Origin of the sequence: Bacteroides sp. HMSC067B03 (genome assembly GCF_001811315.1) — a bacterium.
GTDB lineage: Bacteria > Bacteroidota > Bacteroidia > Bacteroidales > Bacteroidaceae > Bacteroides > Bacteroides faecis.
In genome coordinates, this window is sequence record NZ_KV804295.1 from 13,667 (window position 1) to 35,221 (window position 21,555).

At 41.9% G+C, this 21,555-nt stretch carries 24 protein-coding genes; 3 read left to right on the forward strand and 21 right to left on the reverse strand.

Going from position 1 to position 21,555, the window contains the following annotated elements; genetic code table 11:
* Nucleotides 1-6 precede the first annotated feature (6 nt).
* The 12 genes from HMPREF2794_RS05010 to HMPREF2794_RS05065 all read right to left on the reverse strand — a co-directional run bounded on the left by HMPREF2794_RS05010 (nucleotide 7) and on the right by HMPREF2794_RS05065 (nucleotide 9,419).
* Nucleotides 7-603 (reverse strand): TrbJ/VirB5 family protein, encoded by a 597-nt coding sequence (locus HMPREF2794_RS05010; protein ID WP_005868889.1) that lies wholly within the window; start codon nucleotides 601-603, stop codon nucleotides 7-9.
* A 5-nt stretch (nucleotides 604-608) separates the two neighbouring features.
* Nucleotides 609-830 (reverse strand): hypothetical protein, encoded by a 222-nt coding sequence (locus HMPREF2794_RS05015; RefSeq protein ID WP_005868888.1) that lies wholly within the window; start codon nucleotides 828-830, stop codon nucleotides 609-611.
* On the reverse strand, nucleotides 823-3,429 hold the full coding sequence (locus HMPREF2794_RS05020; RefSeq protein WP_005868887.1) for a TraG family conjugative transposon ATPase: 2,607 nt from the start codon (nucleotides 3,427-3,429) through the stop codon (nucleotides 823-825). Before HMPREF2794_RS05020 ends, HMPREF2794_RS05015 begins: the two co-directional genes overlap by 8 nt.
* Nucleotides 3,426-3,737 (reverse strand): hypothetical protein, encoded by a 312-nt coding sequence (locus HMPREF2794_RS05025; RefSeq protein ID WP_005868885.1) that lies wholly within the window; start codon nucleotides 3,735-3,737, stop codon nucleotides 3,426-3,428. Before HMPREF2794_RS05025 ends, HMPREF2794_RS05020 begins: the two co-directional genes overlap by 4 nt.
* Before the next feature lie 12 nt (nucleotides 3,738-3,749).
* A complete protein-coding gene (locus HMPREF2794_RS05030) occupies nucleotides 3,750-4,094 on the reverse strand; it encodes a hypothetical protein (RefSeq protein WP_005868883.1) in 345 nt (114 codons plus the stop codon).
* Between the two features lie 18 nt (nucleotides 4,095-4,112).
* Entirely contained in the window at nucleotides 4,113-4,457 is a 345-nt protein-coding gene (locus tag HMPREF2794_RS05035) for a hypothetical protein (RefSeq protein WP_005868881.1), read from the reverse strand.
* On the reverse strand, nucleotides 4,454-4,666 hold the full coding sequence (locus HMPREF2794_RS05040) for a hypothetical protein (RefSeq protein WP_005868879.1): 213 nt from the start codon (nucleotides 4,664-4,666) through the stop codon (nucleotides 4,454-4,456). The genes HMPREF2794_RS05035 and HMPREF2794_RS05040 overlap by 4 nt, the downstream gene beginning before the upstream one ends.
* Nucleotides 4,667-4,684: 18 nt before the next feature.
* Nucleotides 4,685-5,263 carry a conjugal transfer protein TraO gene (locus HMPREF2794_RS05045; RefSeq protein ID WP_005868877.1) on the reverse strand — a complete coding sequence of 193 codons (579 nt, stop codon included), beginning with the start codon at nucleotides 5,261-5,263 and terminating at the stop codon, nucleotides 4,685-4,687.
* A 309-nt stretch (nucleotides 5,264-5,572) separates the two neighbouring features.
* Entirely contained in the window at nucleotides 5,573-6,166 is a 594-nt protein-coding gene (locus HMPREF2794_RS05050; protein ID WP_005868875.1) for a Crp/Fnr family transcriptional regulator, read from the reverse strand.
* A 244-nt stretch (nucleotides 6,167-6,410) separates the two neighbouring features.
* Nucleotides 6,411-7,541 (reverse strand): hypothetical protein, encoded by a 1,131-nt coding sequence (locus HMPREF2794_RS05055; protein WP_005868874.1) that lies wholly within the window; start codon nucleotides 7,539-7,541, stop codon nucleotides 6,411-6,413.
* A 692-nt stretch (nucleotides 7,542-8,233) separates the two neighbouring features.
* Nucleotides 8,234-8,716, reverse strand: coding sequence for a DUF3408 domain-containing protein (locus HMPREF2794_RS05060; RefSeq protein ID WP_005868873.1), 483 nt, complete (start codon nucleotides 8,714-8,716; stop codon nucleotides 8,234-8,236).
* Between the two features lie 4 nt (nucleotides 8,717-8,720).
* Entirely contained in the window at nucleotides 8,721-9,419 is a 699-nt protein-coding gene (locus tag HMPREF2794_RS05065; RefSeq protein WP_005868872.1) for a ParA family protein, read from the reverse strand.
* Nucleotides 9,420-9,790: 371 nt separating this feature from the next.
* Here HMPREF2794_RS05065 and mobC point away from each other — a divergent pair, with 371 nt between their 5' ends.
* Genes mobC through HMPREF2794_RS05080 form a run of 3 tightly spaced genes read left to right on the forward strand, consistent with a single transcriptional unit; the run spans nucleotide 9,791 to nucleotide 12,537 of the window.
* Entirely contained in the window at nucleotides 9,791-10,129 is a 339-nt protein-coding gene (gene mobC / locus HMPREF2794_RS05070) for a plasmid mobilization protein (RefSeq protein WP_008770294.1), read from the forward strand.
* Nucleotides 10,126-11,526: a relaxase/mobilization nuclease domain-containing protein gene (locus HMPREF2794_RS05075; RefSeq protein ID WP_005868870.1), complete on the forward strand. Its 1,401-nt coding sequence runs from the start codon at nucleotides 10,126-10,128 to the stop codon at nucleotides 11,524-11,526. Before mobC ends, HMPREF2794_RS05075 begins: the two co-directional genes overlap by 4 nt.
* A 27-nt stretch (nucleotides 11,527-11,553) precedes the next feature.
* Nucleotides 11,554-12,537 (forward strand): hypothetical protein, encoded by a 984-nt coding sequence (locus HMPREF2794_RS05080; RefSeq protein WP_005868869.1) that lies wholly within the window; start codon nucleotides 11,554-11,556, stop codon nucleotides 12,535-12,537.
* Between the two features lie 44 nt (nucleotides 12,538-12,581).
* Here the strand turns inward: HMPREF2794_RS05080 and HMPREF2794_RS28835 are convergent, their stop codons facing one another.
* From HMPREF2794_RS28835 to HMPREF2794_RS05130, 9 genes are all read right to left on the reverse strand, one after another.
* Nucleotides 12,582-12,737 (reverse strand): hypothetical protein, encoded by a 156-nt coding sequence (locus tag HMPREF2794_RS28835; protein WP_005868867.1) that lies wholly within the window; start codon nucleotides 12,735-12,737, stop codon nucleotides 12,582-12,584.
* Between the two features lie 611 nt (nucleotides 12,738-13,348).
* Nucleotides 13,349-13,996, reverse strand: coding sequence for a hypothetical protein (locus HMPREF2794_RS05090; protein ID WP_005868866.1), 648 nt, complete (start codon nucleotides 13,994-13,996; stop codon nucleotides 13,349-13,351).
* A 355-nt stretch (nucleotides 13,997-14,351) separates the two neighbouring features.
* On the reverse strand, nucleotides 14,352-15,692 hold the full coding sequence (locus HMPREF2794_RS05100; protein ID WP_005868865.1) for a sugar phosphate nucleotidyltransferase: 1,341 nt from the start codon (nucleotides 15,690-15,692) through the stop codon (nucleotides 14,352-14,354).
* 5 nt (nucleotides 15,693-15,697) lie between these two features.
* Nucleotides 15,698-16,834 (reverse strand): glycosyltransferase family 4 protein, encoded by a 1,137-nt coding sequence (locus HMPREF2794_RS05105; protein ID WP_005868864.1) that lies wholly within the window; start codon nucleotides 16,832-16,834, stop codon nucleotides 15,698-15,700.
* Nucleotides 16,831-17,409: an acyltransferase gene (locus tag HMPREF2794_RS05110; RefSeq protein ID WP_005868863.1), complete on the reverse strand. Its 579-nt coding sequence runs from the start codon at nucleotides 17,407-17,409 to the stop codon at nucleotides 16,831-16,833. Before HMPREF2794_RS05110 ends, HMPREF2794_RS05105 begins: the two co-directional genes overlap by 4 nt.
* Nucleotides 17,390-18,304: a glycosyltransferase family 2 protein gene (locus HMPREF2794_RS05115; RefSeq protein WP_005868862.1), complete on the reverse strand. Its 915-nt coding sequence runs from the start codon at nucleotides 18,302-18,304 to the stop codon at nucleotides 17,390-17,392. Before HMPREF2794_RS05115 ends, HMPREF2794_RS05110 begins: the two co-directional genes overlap by 20 nt.
* A 27-nt stretch (nucleotides 18,305-18,331) precedes the next feature.
* Nucleotides 18,332-19,420, reverse strand: coding sequence for an EpsG family protein (locus HMPREF2794_RS05120; protein ID WP_005868861.1), 1,089 nt, complete (start codon nucleotides 19,418-19,420; stop codon nucleotides 18,332-18,334).
* Nucleotides 19,417-20,517, reverse strand: a complete 1,101-nt coding sequence (locus HMPREF2794_RS05125) for a glycosyltransferase family 4 protein (protein ID WP_005868860.1) — start codon at nucleotides 20,515-20,517, stop codon at nucleotides 19,417-19,419. The genes HMPREF2794_RS05120 and HMPREF2794_RS05125 overlap by 4 nt, the downstream gene beginning before the upstream one ends.
* The gene (locus HMPREF2794_RS05130) at nucleotides 20,504-21,406 is read right to left on the reverse strand and encodes a glycosyltransferase family 2 protein (protein ID WP_005868858.1); all 903 of its coding nucleotides are present in this window, start codon (nucleotides 21,404-21,406) and stop codon (nucleotides 20,504-20,506) included. Before HMPREF2794_RS05130 ends, HMPREF2794_RS05125 begins: the two co-directional genes overlap by 14 nt.
* Between the last annotated feature and the right edge of the window lie 149 nt (nucleotides 21,407-21,555).

The window sequence follows — 21,555 nt, forward strand, 5'->3', positions numbered from 1 at the left end:
AACGCTTTAATTGGTGTGTCGTGTGAAAGCGGCCAACCGTCCCTGGTAATAGGTCTTCCGGTTATGCCCCTTCATGGATTTGTAAATGACCGTGGAACGCACGGATTCGTTAAACTCACGCATCTCTTCGGCGGCTTTTTCCACCGATTCCTTCACCTGCTCGATAAAGGACATGCGCCCTTCCGAGTTCATCGAGAAGTAACTGGTCACGGTGGCCACCTTGAACAGCAGGTCGGTACTCAGGCTCAGATTGACGGTCACACGCTGAAAGTTGAGAAATTTCAGGCAGTGGTAATTCGATCCTACGTTCAGGTAAAAGCTGTAGTCGCTGCTCAGGCAGGCTACGTCGTCCAGCAGGTCGGCAAGCTCTTTCAATGATTTGAGTTCCTTCAACTGGTCGATCTTTTGCAGGCCGAGCCGCAGTTCCTGGGCATCGATCATTTCATTGATTTGTGTAACCCATTTCTTGACATTGGCGATCCATTCCGTTGAGTTCAGCAGGGTGTGGCCGGGATCATGCACGACGAACTGGGCATGAACACTGCCGGTTCCCATCAGCCCTATCGAGGCGGCAAGTCCGAGTATGAGAATGATTCTTTTCATGACGGTTATTTGTTGGTGATGAATAATAGGGTGAATATGACACATACCAGCCAGGCTGTCAGATAGCTCTTGGCATTTTCCTTTTTCGTGGCGAGTGCCCATACCACGAAAATGAGCGCAACGCCCAAAAGTGCGGCGGCAATGCTTCCGGCAAGATTGTATGCGCTGCCGTTGAAGTCGGTTGACCAGCCTAGAAGGGCGGTCAGCCCTTGGGTGGCGTCATCCATACTTTTTCCTCCTTTCCTCCAGATAGCGGTTGATGGCCGTATAGGTCGAGCCGCTTTCGTTGAACAACTGCTTCAGTCGTACTACTGTCGCCTGGCGCGAATCGAAGGCTACGGCGGCGAAGTCGGACACCTCGTTGCGGAAGATGAAGGCATCGTTCGACATCTTGATGAAAAACTCTCTCCAGCGTTCCGTGCGCTGCAACGACTCGATCATATAGGCCTCTTCGTCCGTGATGGAAAGCACGGCTTTCACTTCCGGCAGGTTCTGCCGGTGTTCTGAATGGTCGAGGATAATCTTGGTCGCGCAGTTGATGATGATGGAGTCCTTGATACTGGACGGCATGTTTTTCAAAAACAGGATGTTCTGTGCGGCCAGCGTGATGCTTCCCTCCTTTTTACGGAAGGTTCGGTACAGGTAGGCGATGAAGTCTCCGAATTTCTCGTCTTGCAGGAAGTCGAGTGCTTCGTCGATGATTAGCTCTTTGGCAAACCCCTGGCGTTTCTTGATTTTATCCACGATCATTTGCAGGGTGATGATGGCAACGAGTGGAAAGTACTCTTTCTTAGAGGCATCTTCCATATCGAAGGCTATCAGCCGGTCATGCACGATATCCACGTTCTCGGTAGCGTTCAGCAGGAATGACAGCTCTCCGTCCGTATAGGGTTCCAGTAAAAGCAACAGCTCCTCTATCTCGAATTTCTGTTTCTCAAACTCGGTCATCCGTTTGCTGAACACTTCCTTCAGATAAGCCCGGTAAGTTATCAGCGTCGGGAAGATACGCTCATGCTTCTCTCCTATTGAAGAATTGTTCACATAGTCGTAAAATCCGATGACGGATTTCCTGAGAATGGCGTTTTCGGCAGGCAGCATGGGTTCACGTACCTTCCAAATGTAGCTGATAATGGCGACGATGGTCTTTATCTGGTCATCGGCAGACTCGGCATCCGTGGTGTCGATGTACAGGTATTTGCCGTTCTTGTCACGGTCACACAAGAAGGGGTTGAACGCAAATTTCTTCTGCTCGGTAGAGTCGAAGTATTTGCCCCGGTTCAAGGCTATCATCGAGCGGTAAGAGCCGCCGATGTCAATGATCATCACATCCCGGCCCAGCTCATAGCTTTGCAGGATGTAATTGTTCAGCCAGAAAGATTTACCGGAACCGGACGGGCCGATAACGATGCGGTTCTTGTTGTTCAGCGCCGGATAATCCCAGAGGTTTATCTTGGCGGGAGTACCGAAACGGTCATGGTAGATATGCCCTTTCTCGTCCGAAAGGTACATCCCCTCTTTTTGCAGATAGCAGATGGCCTGCTTGGTCGTGTTGACGAAGCCCCGGTAATTGGCCCTGGCATTGCCGGGTATGTTGCAGAAGAACAGGTTGCACAGCTCGGCGTTCTCCACATAGCACGAACTTTGGTTCATAAAGCTGAAGCCTTGCTGTACCAGTGCGGTTTTCCGCATGAGCGAGGTGCGGTCTGTATCGTTCAGCACGACATTGAAGGCGGTATAGGCGGTCTGGTAGTCGAACTGGGTAATCTCATCGCAGAAGGCTGCCTGCTCGCGTTGCTTCTCTGCCGCCGGAGGGTAGAAGTTGGTGATGTAGTTCAGCGCGTCTTTCTCCGCACCGATGGCCGTTACGGTGGCATCTGGATCGGTTATCTCTATCACGATGTTTACGATGTGGTTGAACGGCAGGCCAAGTCCTACGGGGTACAGCATCGAGCATTTGCTCCGTATGCTGTCCGGTATCTCTATGTTTCCCCCGTATGCCTTCGACTTGCCGGTGTGCGGCACGGCCAGTTCCTGAAGATGCTCGCCTTCGTTGGTCAGCGAAAGGATGGAAACGTGCTGCTGCCCTATTTTCATGCTTCCGCTTTCACTGACAGCCATAGGGTTGACGCTCTTCTGCGTGGCATCGTTTTCCGGTGTCTCGTAAGAGAGGTTGACGTAGTCGTAGATGGCGTTGTTCAGTTCCGTATCATCCATCTTGCGTATCTCAAACTGCTGGATGGACGACAAACCGTTCTCAAAGTTCATCAGAAAGGCTTCCATTTCTGTCAGCCGTTGCTGATATTCCTTATAAGGTTGCTTGAACGGGTAGTGCAGCTTTCGCATCAGCGAGGTGCCCGATGCGCTTTTGCGTATCTTACCGTTTCGGCTGCCGTTCGTGAACGTCACATACAGGTTGGTGTAACTGTTCAGTATCTCCTTGCCGTTGAAATGACGGTTGTTCTCCGCTATCAGGGCATTGGAAGAGTATTCTGCATGATGGTATCGCCCCGTATAGTAGAAATTCTGCTGATGGATGACCGTGCCTGCCGGAAGCAGCTTCAAAAGAGCCTCCAACCGCTCATGGATGTATTGCGCCTCGCTTTCCGACAAGGTGAACACTTCGGGCAGAAGCAGCCGGTAGCCGACGGTGATGTCACCGTTCCCGTTGATGACGGCGTTCTCCGTGATGGTCTGGATAGGCAAGACACTTTCCAGATCCACGGATTTGTCCTTCACCTCTATCTCTGTCTGCCGGATATACAGCAGAGCAATCAGCAGGCACAGCGCACAGATTAGCAGGGATATGAGTATGATGATTCCTATCATGGTTGCTGTTTTAGGATGAATTTGAAAATCTGCCGTTTGTCCGTTATCTGCCGGGGGGTGGCGTTCTTGATCCGGAGGCCGGTCAGGTAGTCCGGGTTACCGGCCTTGTGTTCCTTTTTCAAGGTTTGGAACAGCAGACCGGATAGAAACAGAATGGCGGAAATGATTCCGATGATGAGTATCGGGTGCAGCTGCTTGAATATGCTCACGATGATGATGATGGCCGTCAGCAGCATGAAGATGGCGAACTGTCCCGATGACAGACCGAAGAACTTGATCGGCTTGTTGATTTTACGCATGGTTCTCATGGCTCTTCGTTTTTAGATAATCAGGAAGGCTACCATGATGACTACCACGGCGATGATCCAGCCGAGCAGGTATTCCTTGGCATGGGGATTGTTCGTGGCAAGCGAATAGATGACAAAGACCAGAGCGATGCCGAGTACCGCCGCCAAAATGTATTTGGCTACGTCCAGAATGGTGTCCGCACCCTCTTTGGCTTTGTCTGTCACTTCGGATAGGCTGTTAATCTTCAGGCCGCTTTGTGCCTCCGCCACTTGTGCCGTTCCCAACAGCGTGAAGAATATGAGAAAGGTGAAGATAACCTTTCCATAGCGGTTAATGACTTGGTTCGCTTTTTCTCTTACATTTTCGATTGCTTTCATTTTGTTCCTATTTTTTAATTAAACATGAATCGTTTTCAGTCTCTCCCATTGCACATCCTTATACTTGATGGATATGGGCTCTTCTTTCGGCTGTTCCGGCAGTGGTTTGCCTGAGTAGTAGTAGGCTCTTCCATGCAGGTACATATCGGCTATCTCGGCAGCCAATTCCTCTTCTTCCAGCTCAGGCTGAAATACCACGCAGATGACCGGACAGGCTCTCTCCTGCCCTTCCTTGCGCACCGCCTCCCTTATCGGCTTCTCTTTCTCCTTTCCGGAAGAAAGTGCTTTCTTCTTTTTCCGAAAGTAAAAGTGAAGCGTGACACAGGCGAGTATGGCAACCAGTATCAAATCCACTACGTTCATAAGAGTTGCCAGATAATGAGCCAAGTGACCAATGCCGTGATATAGGTGATGATGGCCTCTTTGGTGCGCTCGTGGTTGCTTATCAGCTTTTTAAGTACCGCTAGTCCGGCACATAGAAAGCCTACCCCTATCAGCATGGCGCCTATTTCACGGTATAAGGAGATCAGGCCGGATACATTTGTATCGGCTAACAATATGATAATAAGCATGGTGATATGATTTGTCGGTTAGTAGAGCAGTATCTTTATTCCTACGTTCCAGACAGTGTTCCACTTGTCAATGGATAGGGGATTCCAATGTTGTTGTATGCGGGCAAGCAATGCCGTTCGGGGCAGGATGAATACTTCCAGTTCCGTTTCCAGTTTCGGGCCGATGATGAAGTTGTATTCCTTATCGGGGTGGCGGACGTATTCTGTACCGATGAATCCTCCCAGGCCGATGCCCCAGTAAACGGATTTCAGGTTGCAGGCCAGGGTTCTGTAATAACCGCCGTCCACAAAAAAGTCCTTACCCTTGTCATGTATCGTTTCGGGAATCGTTTCTTCCGGGTTCAAGGTAGAGACTTGCGGTAGGTTGGCTGTATATTCGTAAGGTTTCTCAAAATAGCTAAACCCGGCTTTCCAATAGCTTGTCCGGTTGATGTATCTGGAAAAGGACAGGTTGTAATAGTTGCCTGCATTGCCGAACAGGTTAGTGCCGTAGTTCAATTCAAGTGCCGGGATGTTCTCATAATGGCGTTGCGCAAAAGCGCTTACGGTGCATAACAGCAGGCTAAGGCTGATAGCAGTCAGTCTGATGTGTTCCATGGGAATTACTCTTTAGGTTATTAATGTTATATATTTTTCTATTTGTCTCATACGGTGTTTCCAATTTACGCGGATTCCTGTCGGCAGAACCGAATCAAGGTGCTTATCGCGTTGTTTTCGCTCCAAACATATAGATTATATACGGGAGGACAAATTTTATGAAGGGCTTTTAAAGGGCCTTTCGTGTTTATTTAATGTGCATTAAAAAATACATGTGCCGTAAACCGGCAGGTGTGGAATAATTCTACAGAAAAAAGCCGGATAGGATTAGTTGTGTAAAACTGTCCTGCCCGGCTTATAGGGTTTGGTTTATATGCGCTTTCGGATGTTGCTCAATGCTTGTGGCGTGATGCCGATATAACTTGCTATGTCTTTTAAGGGTATTGAACGTAACAGCCATTTTTCATTGGCCAAAAGCGCTTTGTAACGCGCTTCGGCATCCAGTGTGTAAAACTCCTCTTCCCTTATTATTTTGCGGTTGATGGATCTTACCAAATGTATTCTGGCCAGCTTGTTGAAATTGATGGATAACTCATATAGCTGATGAAGATCTTTTTTGGGCAATCTCCAGATCTTGCATGGCTCCAATGCCTTGATATTGTAGTGGGCATGGTGTTCTTCATGTGAAAGGAAAAAATTGATGAACTCTTTGGCTTGGATAAACCGTGCTGAAATCTCTCTATTCTCTTTGTCCGGAAACCATAACCGGACGATGCCGGATTCCAGATAATAGAGGTAGCATACTTCCTCGCCCCTGGTGACGAGGTGTTCTCCCTTTTTGATATGGATAAGCTCGAAATGAGCATCAAGATACGCCTTTTCTTCGTCTGTCATCCGCACGTGAAGATGGGCGCCCATTACCATGAGCGTCTCATCTATCAGGGTGGCAATTGTTTGAACCATTGAATTTGTTTTATGTTTATATAAGGGTACGGAAACGTACCCTCTAACATGGACGTGGCGTTCCAACAACAAAGGCACGCCCCGTACCAGTTTCATACTGGTACAGGCATGCGCCTGTTGTTGTTAATTCCTTAACGATAGATGCCACTCTTTTGTTAGACAGACGGACGTATGTAAAAAGCGGGCTGCCAATTTTCTGACAATCCGCTGCAAAGATACTATTTTATGGTTTTTGTTCCAACTTTTAGGGATTTAAGTTGACGGCAAGGTCTTCTGGACGAATGCCTACTACCTTTATATAGATATCCCGGTAGATGTTCTCCTTAATCTCCTTGTCCTCTTCAGAATAAAGCCATGCGGTAAATTCATGATAATATTCGCCGGTTCCCAATTTAAAGAAATCCTTATATTGATAATGTCTGCTCACGGGAATGCCTTTCTTGTTTAACAAGAAGCATGATTTAAGCGCATCGTGATATTGCGAGGTCAGTATCGCCTTTATCTTTTCGTCGAAATATTCCAATGTTTCCTGGTCAAAGAAAAACTGTACGGTGTAGGGCCACTTCTCCCCTTTTCCTTTGATGTACTGGTATTGGAATTTGGTTCTCTCCAGCTTTTTGTTGATACCGTTTAAGATGCTGGTCACCTTCTTCTTCCGGTCATGGTTGTCCTTTACCGTTACATCAAATTCCTTGGCAAGTTGGTCAACCGTAACGGTGAAATAAGGTGCTTGTCCTTGGTCAATCTTATACTTGATCAGGTAAATCATTTTCGCCAGGTTCAGATAAAACTTGCGGTAGCCTTTGCGGTTGGGCAGGTTACGGTAGTCTTTCAGTTCCAGCAGATTGTATTCGGTAAGCAAAGTATTCATCAGATCTTTGCTCAGATGCACGTTGTAATTCCGCTTGGTGCGCTTTTTCGTGCCGAAGTTATCCTTTATCTCAAAGCGGTCCAGTATTTGAATGAACTTATATTGCGTCTTGCCGTTCATGGCGTATGCTACACTGAGGTTGGATGTCCCTAAACGGTATAACGCCGCTTCAAAGGTGTTCTCTATCGGATGCTCTATCTTTTGGCCGTTCTGTTCGGTGATATATACCGGACGTTGGTTGCTGAACAGGAAATCAAGCTGCTTCTCGGTCAGTTTTCGTTGCAACTTGGTTCGTTCATACCCCATGACCTCACAAAAATCGTTGATGGAGAACCAGCAGTCGCCGAACAGATCTTTCATTTGTGAAGATGCCACGTAAATGATAATGTCAGACATGACAGTGCCGCCTGCATCAAATAGAACTTCCAATACTTTCGTGTTGGAAGACTCGCTGAGAGTCCTGGGGACTCTGCTCAACTCTTTTTGTGTATTACTTTCCTTCATAGGCGGACACTTGTTGTTTACTGATGCAAAGATACGTTTTTTTACGGAGATAGTGAATCTAACTCCCTATAAATGAAGATTCCAAAGCATTTTTTTCGTGCTGTTTCTTGATTTAGTTGTGTAAAAGTGTCCCGACTACGGCTGTTTCCGATCCCCCAGTTGTGTAAAAGTGTCCCGAATGGCCGGTTTAGTTGTGCAGAAGTGTCCCGGATTCCTGATTTAGTTGTGTAAAAGTGTCCCGAATGCAGATTCTAGTTGTGTAAAAGTATCCCGACTTTCCTGTTCAGTTGTGCAGAAGTGTCCCGAATAGTCGGTTAGTTGTGCAGAAGTGTCCCGGTTACGAGAAGATGCCAGTAAGTGCTAACTTGCAATAATATAGTTGATTATACGGAAAACCTCCCTTATTAGTTGTGTAAAAGTGTCCCACAAATACTTAAATCCCTAAAAACCTAAATAAAACGAAGAAATGATTTTGTTACCGTATTCTTACTTTCGGAAAAAATTTTGAGGTGGAAACAAGTAGAGGTTTGAATTCTTTAACATATTGTCCAGGATAATAGGCAAAGGGATTTTTCCGCAGTTGTGTAAAAGTGTCCCGGTTCAATGCCGGCCTTCACTAAAACGGTGTGCAAAAATAACGCCTGCCCGACGGATGCAGTCGAACAGGCGTATATATTTTTCCGAAAGTAGAATCAGATGCTCATATACTTCTTCAGTATCGCTTGAATCTCCTTGTTATGGCTGGTCAATATGTCTTCAAGAATGTTGTTTGCGATGTTGTGCATTCCTAATCCAGTGGCCATAGCAATCTGCTTCAGCTTTCTGTGGGTTTCGCTGGATATCCGGATTACTTCGGTGTTCTTTAATTTTCGCTCTTCCAGATATTCCGAGAATTTTTTTCCGCAGACTTTGCTTTCTTCTGTTTTTGGAGAAGACTGCACGGAAGGTTTGGATTCCGGCTTTTCCATTTGTTCCGGCTGAGGTTCTTGGACGGTTTCTTTGACTGGAGCCGATTCTTTCACCTCTTCATGGATGGGGTGCTCAATCGCAGGTTGGGGGATAGTGCTTTCCGCAACACTTCCGATCTGCTGGATTTCCTGCTCTTTCTTACTGGCGCTTTGCAGCAAGAGTTTTCTCATGGCGGCTGATGATGTCCTTTCTTTGTTGGTTGCCATAGCTTTATTCTCCTATATGGTTACAGATTAATTCCAATACCTCTTCACAGAAAGCATCACAGGGATGATGGTACGCTTTACTCAGCGTACTTAAATTGCGTTGATAGTCAACCCTTGAATCCTTGATGTAGTTTTGCATCAACTCGAAAGGCAAGGTTTTTTTATTTTTCAAAATTTCTTTGAACTCCAGCACATTCGGAAGAACACGGTTCATAACACCACGCACGGTAGTCTTTTTACCAATCTTTCGACGGCTTTCGATAATCCCTTCATAGATGTTATAGTAAAAGGTCAATGTAGGTCTTAAATCGGTCTGGTTCGGTTCGAAGGGAATGATGATCACGTCAACGAAGTGCAGCGTTTCAACTACACCGTTTTGTTTCAGGTTACCCGGAAAATCGACAAGTATAATGTCGTAATTGTCCTGAAGGAAATCCAGTTGGTTGATGAACTCTGAGGAAGAGATATTGATAACCTCATATTCTTCTTCCTTTTTCATGATTCCGTCCTCGGCTTCGTCCTCACGTAATTTTCCGATAGTGTTCTGCATGTCGTCGATATCCACCACGGCAATGGATAAGCCCCCCTCTTCGTTTGACTGCGAATGAATATAACCTGCAAACAAAGCTGTCAGCGTAGACTTCCCTACCCCGCCCTTGGGGTTCTCAAAAGCTACGACTACTCCTGGTAATATTTGTCCCATAATGTACGTTTTTAAGTATGTGCGCAAATATATAAATAATAAATTAAATAATTGCATACTTTTATAATTAATTTATTATACACTTTTTTACTTAATTGTATAAGTAATTACATATATAAATATAAATATAAATATGTACATACTTTGTAATAATATAATTAGTAATTATGTATTTTGTAACTAATGGCTTTCCGTTCGCCTGTTACAATGTGCGTAGTTACTTTGTAACAAAGTGAGCGGTTAATCTGGATTAAGAAATCAAGACTTTTGTCTGGTTTTGTTTCACAGCTGAGTATTATTGTATATCTTTGCTAATGCAAGGTATGTTTTTGTGGGTACAAAAAACCTTGCGACAGCCGAGCTGCCGACCAATGTTCGTTACACTCACATACTCTGTATATATGAAAGAGAATCGAGATATAAGTATAAAGATCCGCTTGACGGAAGCCGAGAAAGAACAGCTTCTTCAACGTTCAAAGGAAGAGGGAAAATCCCTTTCTTCCTTTATCAGAGAGTCTGCCTTGAAAGGCAGAAGCATATCGAAAACCGATGTGCAAATGATATATGAACTTCGTAAAATAGGAGCCAATATCAACCAGCTTGCCAAACATATCAATACGCTTCCGTCCGATGAAAATATATTGTATTCATTGGATCGGATTAACCAATACCTTTCGGATGTAGAAACCATTAACCGGAAATTGTTATGATAGCCGAGATACAACCTTCTTTCTCATCCCACCTGTCCATGAGCCGGAAAATTGAATACCAGCTTTCCAAGGTCAAGGAAGGAAACGGAAAAGTGCTTTACACCTCCACTGGTGACGAACTGGCCGCCATGCCAGCCTACATGAAACTTATCTCCCAGTTGAATGACCGGGTGAAACTACCTTATGCGGAATTTATTCTGAGCCTCTATCCGGGAGAAAGCCTTTCCGATGAACAGTGGCTTTCTCTTGCCGGGGAATATATCGAGAGGATGGGGTACGGAAAGTCCTGTTATGCCGTTGTCCTAAATACCGACAAGGCACACAGCCATGTGCATGTGCTGCTGACCACAATTGATGAAGAAGGCAAAAGCATTCCTTCCGGAAATAATTACAGCCGTTCCGAAAAGATCTCAAGGGAACTGGAGCAGAAGTACGGTCTGTTGCCTTTGGAAAGGGAAGGAGGCAAGAGAACCACGTTGGGAGAGGCGCAATACCGTAACTATTATTTCGATGCGGCCTTGAAGAAAGCCATGCGTAGTTATAATTACAAGGATAAGGTATCGGCTGTCCTGGAACAATCCGATACATACCGGTCTTTGAATAAACCCTTGCAAGAAATAAAATTGGCCAATGAAGAATGGCGTGTCCTATTGGGGGATGAAAGCTATGACAACCTTTTCGCATTGCTGGAAAAAGGAGGTTTTTTCAACCCCTTGTTCAAGGATGAACTGTTACAACAGCTTGACCGCATCTACTCTTTTTCCGAAAGTACATCCGATTTCCGAAGGAACCTGGAACAAGAAGGATTGTATATGCGTCTGGTCACCAAGAAGGACAAATCCTATTATGTCTATGGCATCAAGGATTCAGGCTTTTACCTGAAGGACGTTTCACTTCCTCAGAAATATCGTTTTGGTAATATTCGTTTTGATGGCCGGGGCATGAGCGCCGATGAACAGAAGCATTATCTCTATGACCATGTGTTTAAGGCATTGAACGCTTCTTTAGGCTATGAGGATTTTAAGAAAAGGTTGGCGGAAGAATCGATCCGTGTGACGGAACATGTAAACAGCAAAGGCGCATACGGGATTTCCTTTTATATGGAAAACGTGGAAAATGCTCATGTCTTTAAAGGTGCGGATCTTTCCCGTAAGCTCACTTATCAGAATATCCAGAAGCATTTCGATGGTGTGGCTGTCGGTCTCTCGCCACATATCGATAGGGTAGGGGAGTTCCGTGAGCGGGTGGATCGTGAGGCTTTCTATATGCAGGGTGGGGGAGTTATGGCCATTCCGGAACTTGACATTACCGGCAGCGGGAAGAAGTCGCAAGAGGATGATCTCATACCGTCCAAAAAGAAACGGAAACGCAAGAGTGGTCCCGATTTCTCATTATGATGAATACTAACTTAATATATTTGCTTTATGAATTATCAGACCGTTTTACAGAATTATCATCCCACTGAACAGGGGGATTTCATGTTGAGATATGAGATAGGTGGCCGGGGATATGTCGTTTACTCACCGGAGAAGGATGCGTTGTCTTGTATTGAATTACATGGCTTTTCCGAGCTTACTCCTTGGCAATTGGCTTTTGTTCTTTCCTTGGATATGCAGCAGATGAAAGAACAGGACGAGCTTTCTCTCTTCGTATGTTGTAAGCGAGAAAAGCTCTTGTCTTATCTTTTCGATGTGGAGGAAAGCGAAACCGTCTTGAAGACAAAGCACGTGTCCGGTTGGCAGGGCTATCTGATGATGGATATCCATAAGCCGGACAGGGTACGGAACGTGTTCCAGTTCCATCCGGAAACGAAAGAAGCCCGTTTGGTCTTTGATAACCGTTTATGTGTCGCTTCCCTTCGTGAGAAAGAAAAAGGAAAGCTCATCCATCTCTGTTGGAGTCCTTCTGTCTTTGCTGCCATCGATAAGGGAGGAGAGCGTACCGCACCGGCTTATCTGTTGGCTTCTGATGCTGCCTTGTTGCATGGGTATGCCATGAAACAGATTGCGGAATGCTTTGCCGGTACACCGGTTGAAGAACGGGTTATCGGTATTCATGTAGGGGATAATGTCTATGAGGCCTTGTCTTTTGTGTGCTATTACGTCCGTAACGTGCAGGATGAATATTTGGTTATTCCTGAGCGGAAAGATGGGATGGTGATTCTTGAAACCCCGAAATGGAATCCGATACGCCAGGCTAACTTCGTGGCTTCACTGAACAAGATGGCGGTTGACCAGGCGAAGAAACGCTATCCGGAAATGGAGGTTCCGAATGAACGGCCATTCACGTGCCTCTCTTTTGCCCGGAAGTCTTTCGTCTATTTCCCGGATCTGAAGGTGTATCAGGAGGTGTTCTTGAAGATGTATTTGGGGTTGGTGAGGTTACAGGAGGTGCATTTGCTGGGGTAAGGAACAATTGCAGTGCTGCTTATAAAATAGTGGCACTACTATTGTTAGAGTACTTCTATCATTCCTTTGGTTACGGCATCGGCCAGTAGTCTTTTTACAATCCTGCCACTGGGAGGATTGGTTATCCCAAGCGTTATCTCAACCCTGTTTGATAGAGGATGATAGTGCAGGTATTGGAGGATTTCATCTTCAATAGTCATGTTATAATTCTTTTATCGGGACAATTTTGCCTGATATTTATGCTTTTGTTTATTGTTCTGTCCCGATAGAGATTATTTTGGATGGACAAAGAAACGCTATCCAGAAATGGAGGTTCCGAATGAACGGCCATTCATGTGCCTTTCTTTTGCTGGAAGTCTTTCGTCTATTTCCCGAGTCTGAAGGTGTATCTGGAGATGTTTTTGAAGATGTATTGGGAATTGGTGAGGTTACAAGAGGCGCATTTGTTGGAATAAGGAAAAGGGTGCATCTAATGCCCAATTTGAAAGGATCACCTGCTACAGATAACTGTAACAGGGATATTATCCTTAAAAAAGTGAGTTAGATACACCATTTTAAAGTGCTTCTGTTATTTCTTTGTTTACGGTGTTGGGGAATAATCTTTTTATTACTCAGTTATAGGGAAAATAGGTCTGATATTTATGTTTGGATTATATACTTTGAGGATAAGTGAAGAAAGATATCTGAAGGTGGATTCTTTTATTTAGAGTTCCTTTTAGAATAAGATTTCGCCAAACAGAAATATATTTAGAATTGTTTCTCATAAACCTCAATGCTGCAACATTGAAGTCCAATCTGTAAGCTTGATATCTTATACATTTATTCTTATTTCCAACTTTTCATATAGCACAACTGCCTTTATCAGAGGCAGATTCTCCTTGCAGAACCATGGAAAATCGATACATCTGAAATCGACATGGCTCTCCTCCAGCAGATTGAGAAAACGGATGTCGTCTATCATCCCTTTTAAGGAAACGAACAGGAGAGGTATCTTTTTTCTTTGGCAAAAAAATAGCGCCTTCTGTAGTTCCGCATATGCGATGGCTTGTTCATCCTTGCTAGTGGAATCATTTCTCTTGTCAAAAAAAGACAACTGGACTTTTAATGAATTATGTTGTTGGAGGTATTCCGCCAGCTGTTGCTGTGCTTCAGGAGAGCTGGCATCTCCATACAGTATTATATCACTATATTGCTTCATATCGGGTATTTGTTCCGGTTGTACGCTCCTTTTTTCCAAAGGCACCCCTGCATATTCTTTCAATAGATGCTGCTTCGTGATCTTTCGGGGTTTCTCAACGGAGTAGAATGCATATCTGAATATAAACTGAGTCCCTTTCTTCTGTACGGATTCCTGTTCCAGGAAAAAAGAATTCAGGCGTATCTTGTTTTCTTGAAGGATATGTTTGGGAATATCTTCCTGATAGATATCGGTCATGTATTGAAGGATGGTCTTTTTCATTAGAAAAATCAATGAAAAGGTTCATTACCAGTATTTATAATAAGTTTTTCCAACCCATTAATTTTTGCGTAATGCTGTTTCTGCGGTTTAGAATCTGAAAACGAAGCTACTTTCGCAAGATCCTGTGTCCGGTATATATACTTACTTACATATGGATAGTGATATTTTATCATTTTACCGGCAAATACATTCCGAATGTTTTCCACATTGAGTACAATCTTGATCTTGTTGATAATAATCAATGCTATAGATTATCATTTCTTTTTCAATATGGATATCAGGTTGCCTAATTGAGGTTCGATAACTTTCTTGTAAACCAACTTCATTCTTTTGTCAGAGGTTTTAACGAAGGATTTTACCATTTATAGTCAAATTGTTCAATGTCTTCTTCTGCAAGTAGATTTCCGGACTGCACCTCGATGAACGTCAATTCAGAGATAGCCCTGACTGCATGTTTAACACCTTTCTTGATTGTAATCGTATCGCCTCTGCTGATAACCGACCTGATATCATCGAGTACCAGTTCTCCCTCGCCGTCGATAAACGTCCAGACTTCATCGCGATGGCGGTGTACCTGATAGCTGATACTCTTACCGGATTTGATTTTCAGTTGCTTGGTAAGTGATTTGTAACCGTCGGAAAACTCGGCGGTATCGACAACTTTGTATTCACCCCAGCGACGTTCTTCGAACATTGGCCGATGTTGTAGGCAGTCAGCGTAAGTTTTGATGTTCTCGCTTTTATCTTTGTCCGAAATTAGGATTCCATCATTTGATGCTGCGATAACTAGATTCCGTGTGCCAATGCACATGATTGGCAGTCCAAGTTCGTTGATGACGTGGGTATTTTCGGATTCTTCATCCATGACAACATTGCCCATGGTGTGTTCCGATAGTTCATCAGTCAACGTATTCCATGTACCAAGGTCTTTCCACTCTCCGGCAAAAGGTACGACGGCTACCGACTGCGCTTTTTCAGCGACTTCGTAGTCAAAACTGATTTTCGGAAATTCCCCATAGCGAGAACGAATTTCTGAAAAAGTGTCGGTTTTGATGTGTCGGGTTACAATATCTGTCATATACCCCAACCGAAAAGCGAATACGCCTCCGTTCCAGAAAGCACCCTCTGAAATAAGTTTCTCGGCAGTTATCATATCTGGCTTTTCCGTAAAGCGTGATACTTGAAATATTCCTTTGTTCTGTACATCATTGACTGGCACTACATATCCGTATTTTGCTGACGGATATGTGGGGTTAATTCCCATCAATACTAGTTCGGCTACATTGTTTTTCACTGCATCCGCTATCCTGCGAATCGTTTCAAAATAACCTGTTTCGGTATAAGGGTCGCAAGGCATGACGATTATAATCTCATCGGTGGAACATTTTCGTTTGTAGGCCAAATACGAGCTTGCGAGAGCGATAGCCGGGAATGTATCGCGACGCTCCGGTTCCGTAACTACAGGAATCTCTTCTCCAAGCTGGTTGATGATGATATCCCGTTGTGACTGGCTTGTTGCCACAGTAATCGAATCACAGATGCCGGTTTCTCGTAATTGCCGTACCACCCGCTGCACCATCGACTCTTTCGAGCCATCGGGCGCAGTCAACAGTTTGATAAATTGTTTTGACCGTGTATTATTGGAAAGCGGCCATAGGCGTTTACCAGAACCGCCGGATAACAGTATGATTTGCATAGATGTTATTTAATTCGATTTTTAATTTGCCGATAGTATTCTTCAAGCATCAATTTCCAAAATTTATTGCGTTCGTAACGTGATGTAATCATTGCCCTTGCATTCTTTGCCATTCTTTTTACCTCATTAGGATTATCCAAAAAATATTTCATGGCTTTATACAATGCGTGTTCGTCTTGTGGTGGAACAATTATTCCATTTTTGTTTTGAACAATTATTTCATTACAACCATTGATATCTGTAACGATTTGTGGTAATTCCAAGGCCCCAGCTTGCATGACAACATTAGGGAAACCTTCACGATAGGAGGGAAAAACAAAAGCCTCACACCCCATTAGATAGGGACGAACATCTTGTTGAAAGCCGACAAACTCAATGTGAGAATTTGTGCTAATCTCTTGTTTTACCCAATCATCAACCGGATAAAGGTTTTCTTCCATAAAGCCGATTAAACGTAATCCTATGTTAGGATAATCTTTCTGTAATCGAATAAAAGAAGCTACTAATTCATTGATTCCTTTCTCATAAAATATACGACCTACAAAACCAAACGTGAAATCGAAAGTTGAAATCTTAATATCTTGTGTAGCATTTCGCGAATAGAATGCCGTATCAATTCCATTTGAACCACCATTACCGATAACAAGCATTTTTTTAGGATTGCCGATCCCCATTGAACAAATAATATCACACATCTTTTGTGAATTGGGATATACATTTGTGGCACAAGCGTAAGTTAACCGTTCCGTAAAACGAAGAATTTGTTTTTTTATGCCCGTAGCCGTCGTCAATGGGAAGCCTGTTACCGTGTGCATACGGATCGGCACACGTGCTATCCATGCTGCTAACATACCCAAAAGACCAGCTTTGGGGGTGTGCGAGTGAACAATAGTCGGCTTCTCTTTGATAAAAAGTTTTACCAATTGGAAAAGAGTTATTAAATCGAAAATCGGATTTATGGCTCTTGACATTTTTACCGGAATACAACGTGCCTGTTGCTTCTGTAATTCCTCCCAACCTTCTCCTTTAGGGGCAACGGCAATGACATCGAAATATGCGGAAAAATAATTCAATTGACCTTGAAGTTGCCGGACTTGAAAATAAGCTGAATTTGTTATTTTGAATAATTTCTTTTTTTTCATTGAAAAGATTTTATTTTTTTTGCAGGAACTCCCCCATAAATAGAGAATGAGTCAACACTTTTATTAACCAAACTATTTGCGCCTATTATACATCTTGTATCAATGTGAACTCCACATAAAATCCTCACTCCACAACCAATCCATACATCATCATGGATAACTACCGTTTTTTTTAGGATTTCATTATATTTAATAGGTAAATTAAAATCAGAATAAGTGTGAGTACTTGTTAGTATTGAACTTGAATGGGCAATAGACACATTATTTCCGATCATCAATCCTCCGCTACATTCAAAATAACACATCGGATGAATACTGATATTATCTCCCAGTTCTAGTTTCTCTATGTTAGATATATATACATTTTCTTTAATTACAACATTATCACCGCATTTTTTTGCTAGATTTTTCACCAATATGTATCTAATCACAATACCAACTTTTCCTCCAATACCTCTTAAACTTACAAATAAAAAATTATTAAGTTTCCTAGGAAGATATGAATCTACTATAACGAATACCTTAATTAATGGTTTAATCCGTTTAAATAAAGTTCTACCGCTTAGATCCGACATGTCTAATATCTATATAATTGTTTTTTTTATCTTTCATATGAAACAAATAGCCAATAGGCATAAAAATAATATAACTAGAAATTCCTATTTGTTTTATTTTATTTTTCATTTTCAATTTAGAGCAAGGAGCAAAACGCCAGTAATTTATATGAGCTTTTATTTTTTTTAAATATGGAATATCTAGTGATGCCATTTCTGAATAAATTCTCATGGCATAATTAGGTGAATTCATTCTGTTTTTGATTGATGAAACAGATAAACCGTCTGATAAATACTCTGCGATGTATATTTTTTCATTAAAAAATAACATAAGGTAATTTTTTCCAATACGGTTTAGAACCAAACTTTCTGCACAAAATTTTTCTCCGGGTATATCGTCAAATAAATAATTTCTCAGGACTGATGTTTTAAAAACAAACGCAACATCCCCTTTTATATTTTTTATAATCCAATAGTTAATCCAAGAATCTTTTAAAATTTTCCATGTAACCTCTTTCCCTATACGAGAACCATCTGGAAAGCATTTCATACCACAAACTCCAGCAAATTTATCATTATTCTTTATATATTGATAATGAAAAACTATTCGTTCTATAGAGTCTTTTGTTAAATAGTCATCACTATCTACAATATAAAATAATTCTCCTTTTGCATGTAATACGCCATTGTTGATTGCTCTATGTTTTCCACCATTCTCTTGTTTGATGAAACGAATTAATATACGATCTTCATTTTGATAAGATTTTATAATTTCATCAATATCATCAGTGCTCCCATCGTCAACAATAATCCATTCAAAATTTTTATAGGTTTGAGACAACAAACTCTGATATAGATTTCCAATTAAATTCTTCCTATTATATACCGGTGTAAATACAGTAACTAAATCTTTCATAAAAATCTTTTTCTATTGTTTTGTATTTTATTTTATCCACATTACATAAGTGAACATATAATAACATAGAATAATCCATTTTATTCGTTCTCCCTGGTTATTTATTAAGTTATCTTTTAGCAAGGGATATATCAATACTATAGGATAAAGAAACCAAGATAGATAAGCAAATCTGTTATTATACGGTACATGAATGGTCAATAGCCAGAACGCATTACTTGCTATATAAGTATTAAATAAACGGATAAACAATTTGTCTTCGTAGCAATATGTATAGATATATTTCACTCCTGCGATAATGGGTATCAAACTATAAATAATGAAGTCCCAGCGAAATCCAATATTAGAGAACATTTGCTCCATGCCTTTATAAGACATATTCAAATATTCAGACATCCTTTTATCCTGTTCAAACCAAGGAATGTTTGTCAACAAAGTGGAGAAAGAATCACGTGCAACAAGCATAAGCAGGAAAAACGTTCCCCATAAGTATAAGTAGTGTTTGGGATTATTTGAAAGTCGGGTCAGCAAGAAACAGCCAATTGGCAACATGACGGATTGATGGAAAAGACATGCTATAATCCAAACAGGAATTCGTTTAATATCGTTGTTTGGAACAAGAAAAGAGAAGATAACTAACGATGTAGCTATTCCGTTACGCAGTCCATTTACTCCGTATCCCCAAAAACTCAAAGAACAAACGAACAACACTAGTGCTACAGCATATTGTTGTTTGAATCGTTTCTTTAAAGCAAAGAAAACAGGCAATATATATAATGAGCAAAGAACAAACCAATACCCTTTTAAATTGACGAGTTGTGAAAGCCAATAGGTAAGATACTCAAAACCAATATCTCTATCTCTTATAGCAACCGTACCATAGAAGGCTTTCTTTTGGAAAGCCATGGCATAAGCTGAAGTATCTCCAAAGTAGTGATAATCGGTCGGTCGGAAAGTTACATGAACATATACAATCAAGAGTAAAGCAAGGCTAAATATCTGGTTGTTGATATAAGGCTGTCTTACTGTTTCTGCCCTGACCGGTTGAATAGCGATGTAAACAACTAATAGCAGCAACAAGTTGTAATATAAGGCTATATATAGACTAATACTCATAAAATGACATCACAAATTTGGTCCACATAATGTTCCCACGTAATTTTAGCTTCTATGCGCCGACGTGCATTACGACCTTCATTTATAGCAAGAGATTTATCGTCGATTAACTTAATGAGTAAATTCTCCAATTCTTCGTGGGCGTCCTGATGTATCAACCAACCGCCATTATTCTCCTCGACAGCATCGGGAATGCCACCTGTACGAGTACCTATAACGGCGGTTCCACAAGCTTGCGCTTCGGCAAAAACAAGCCCGTATCCTTCTACATTCCTATTATCCGCTTCTTCACGTGTACAGAGAATGAATATATGCGAGGCTGAATAGAAATCGCAAAGTTTATTATCATCAATGAAACCTTCAAATGATACAATATCTGACAATCCTAAATCGGTAACCATCCGCTCAAGTGCACTCTTATATTTTCCTTTACCTCCGAGATGCAATCGCACTTGTTGCTTATACTTTGCCGGTAAAGAAGCTATCGTCCGGATAATAAAATCATGTCCTTTAAATTTTTCCAATCGAGAAATAGAACAGAGGTGTAGCAAGCCATCCTTATATTTTTCACAAGTAGGGCGAAAATGAATTGCATCAACCGCTAACGGAATAGCGATTGTTTTAGCATTTGGAGAACAATGTTTTACTAATGTCTCTGTATAATGACTGTTAGCAATCACGCAAGAGGCGTTTCTTAGTATAAAACGTCGATAAGTAGGCCAAATACAGCGTCGGAAAAAACTCTTTCCGGCAAGATATTCGGCTCCATGTGCCAATATATAGGTTTCTCTGTTTGACAATAGAGACAGCATTCCCTCTGGATGATAATTCCCGGTAATTACAATATCACCGGGAACAGTTTTTTTGCGTAAATACTTCAATGTACGCAACTCCAATATTCCTCTTCTTCCATGCAATCTCACCACATTATTATCCTCCTCTGCATCGGTAGAAGTACTTTGGGGACAAATGACTGTAACATTCAGTCCTTTTTTCTCTAAATATTTTTTCAGTTCAAAACAAAGCCTTGCAATACCACCATTACTTGGTGGATAATCATAGGTTACAATAAAAATGTGTTTGTTAGATGTTTGCATAATGAGTATATTTAGGAGTTAGTTTTCCTTTTTTATAACCTTCTTTATAAGTTTTTGCAAAAAGTCTAAACAGTCCGGGATTGCGGTAAGTAAAAGCGTATGATGCAACAAGACGCAACAAATAGATGTAAGCAGTCGGCCTATGATACCATTTGAGATGACGGCTAATCAATAAAGCCCGGTTATGTACTAATGAAGCAATATAGCGATTGATATCCAGAACCCTGCAACCGCCTGTATCAGCAGCCAAGTGCCATACATGAGCATCATAATTAAAAAAAACTTTGTATCCAAGTTCCTTTACTCGTAAACATATTTCGGTTTCTTCATATAGAGCAGCTCCATAATTCAAATATTCATCAACACCACCAACTTCTAAAAATATGTCTTTTTTTATGCTATAATTTCCACCTCCGCCATGATCTACATATTCTTTATGATTAATGTGGAATCCCCGTTCTGGAGTTGCCGTATAGAAATGGAACTTGCCTACATTTTTCGATTTGGGATTATTCTTATATTTTTCTGTAATTCCCCCTGCCACTACTGCGATATCAGGTTGTGACAAGAACTTGTAATGCTCTTTGAGCAGGTTGCAGTCACACTCGATATCATCATCTAGAAATAGGATGTAGGCGTATTGTGTGTGTTGCACACCGAAATTACGAGCTTCAGGTAGCCCTCTAAATTCAGTCACATGATAGTACTTAATCAATGTATCACTATCTTTTGCACGACTATACATAGTACTGTCAATGGCTGCCGATTGGTCTACAATAATTATTTCATACGGCTCCCCAAAATCTTGCTCTATTAAGCAATCAACTGTACTTGCCAGATAATCAGCCCGATTAAGTGTGGGCAAAATAATGCTTATCCCTTTTTGCATAAGGCGTTTATGAATAATATGAATCAAGAGTTAAGAAATTAATCACTTCGTTTAGGAATTATACTCTATCAGAAATTTCACTATAATGAAGCATTTCTATATTTTACGTAGTTGTACTGAAATGTTTGACTTTCTTCAAGATGGCAATA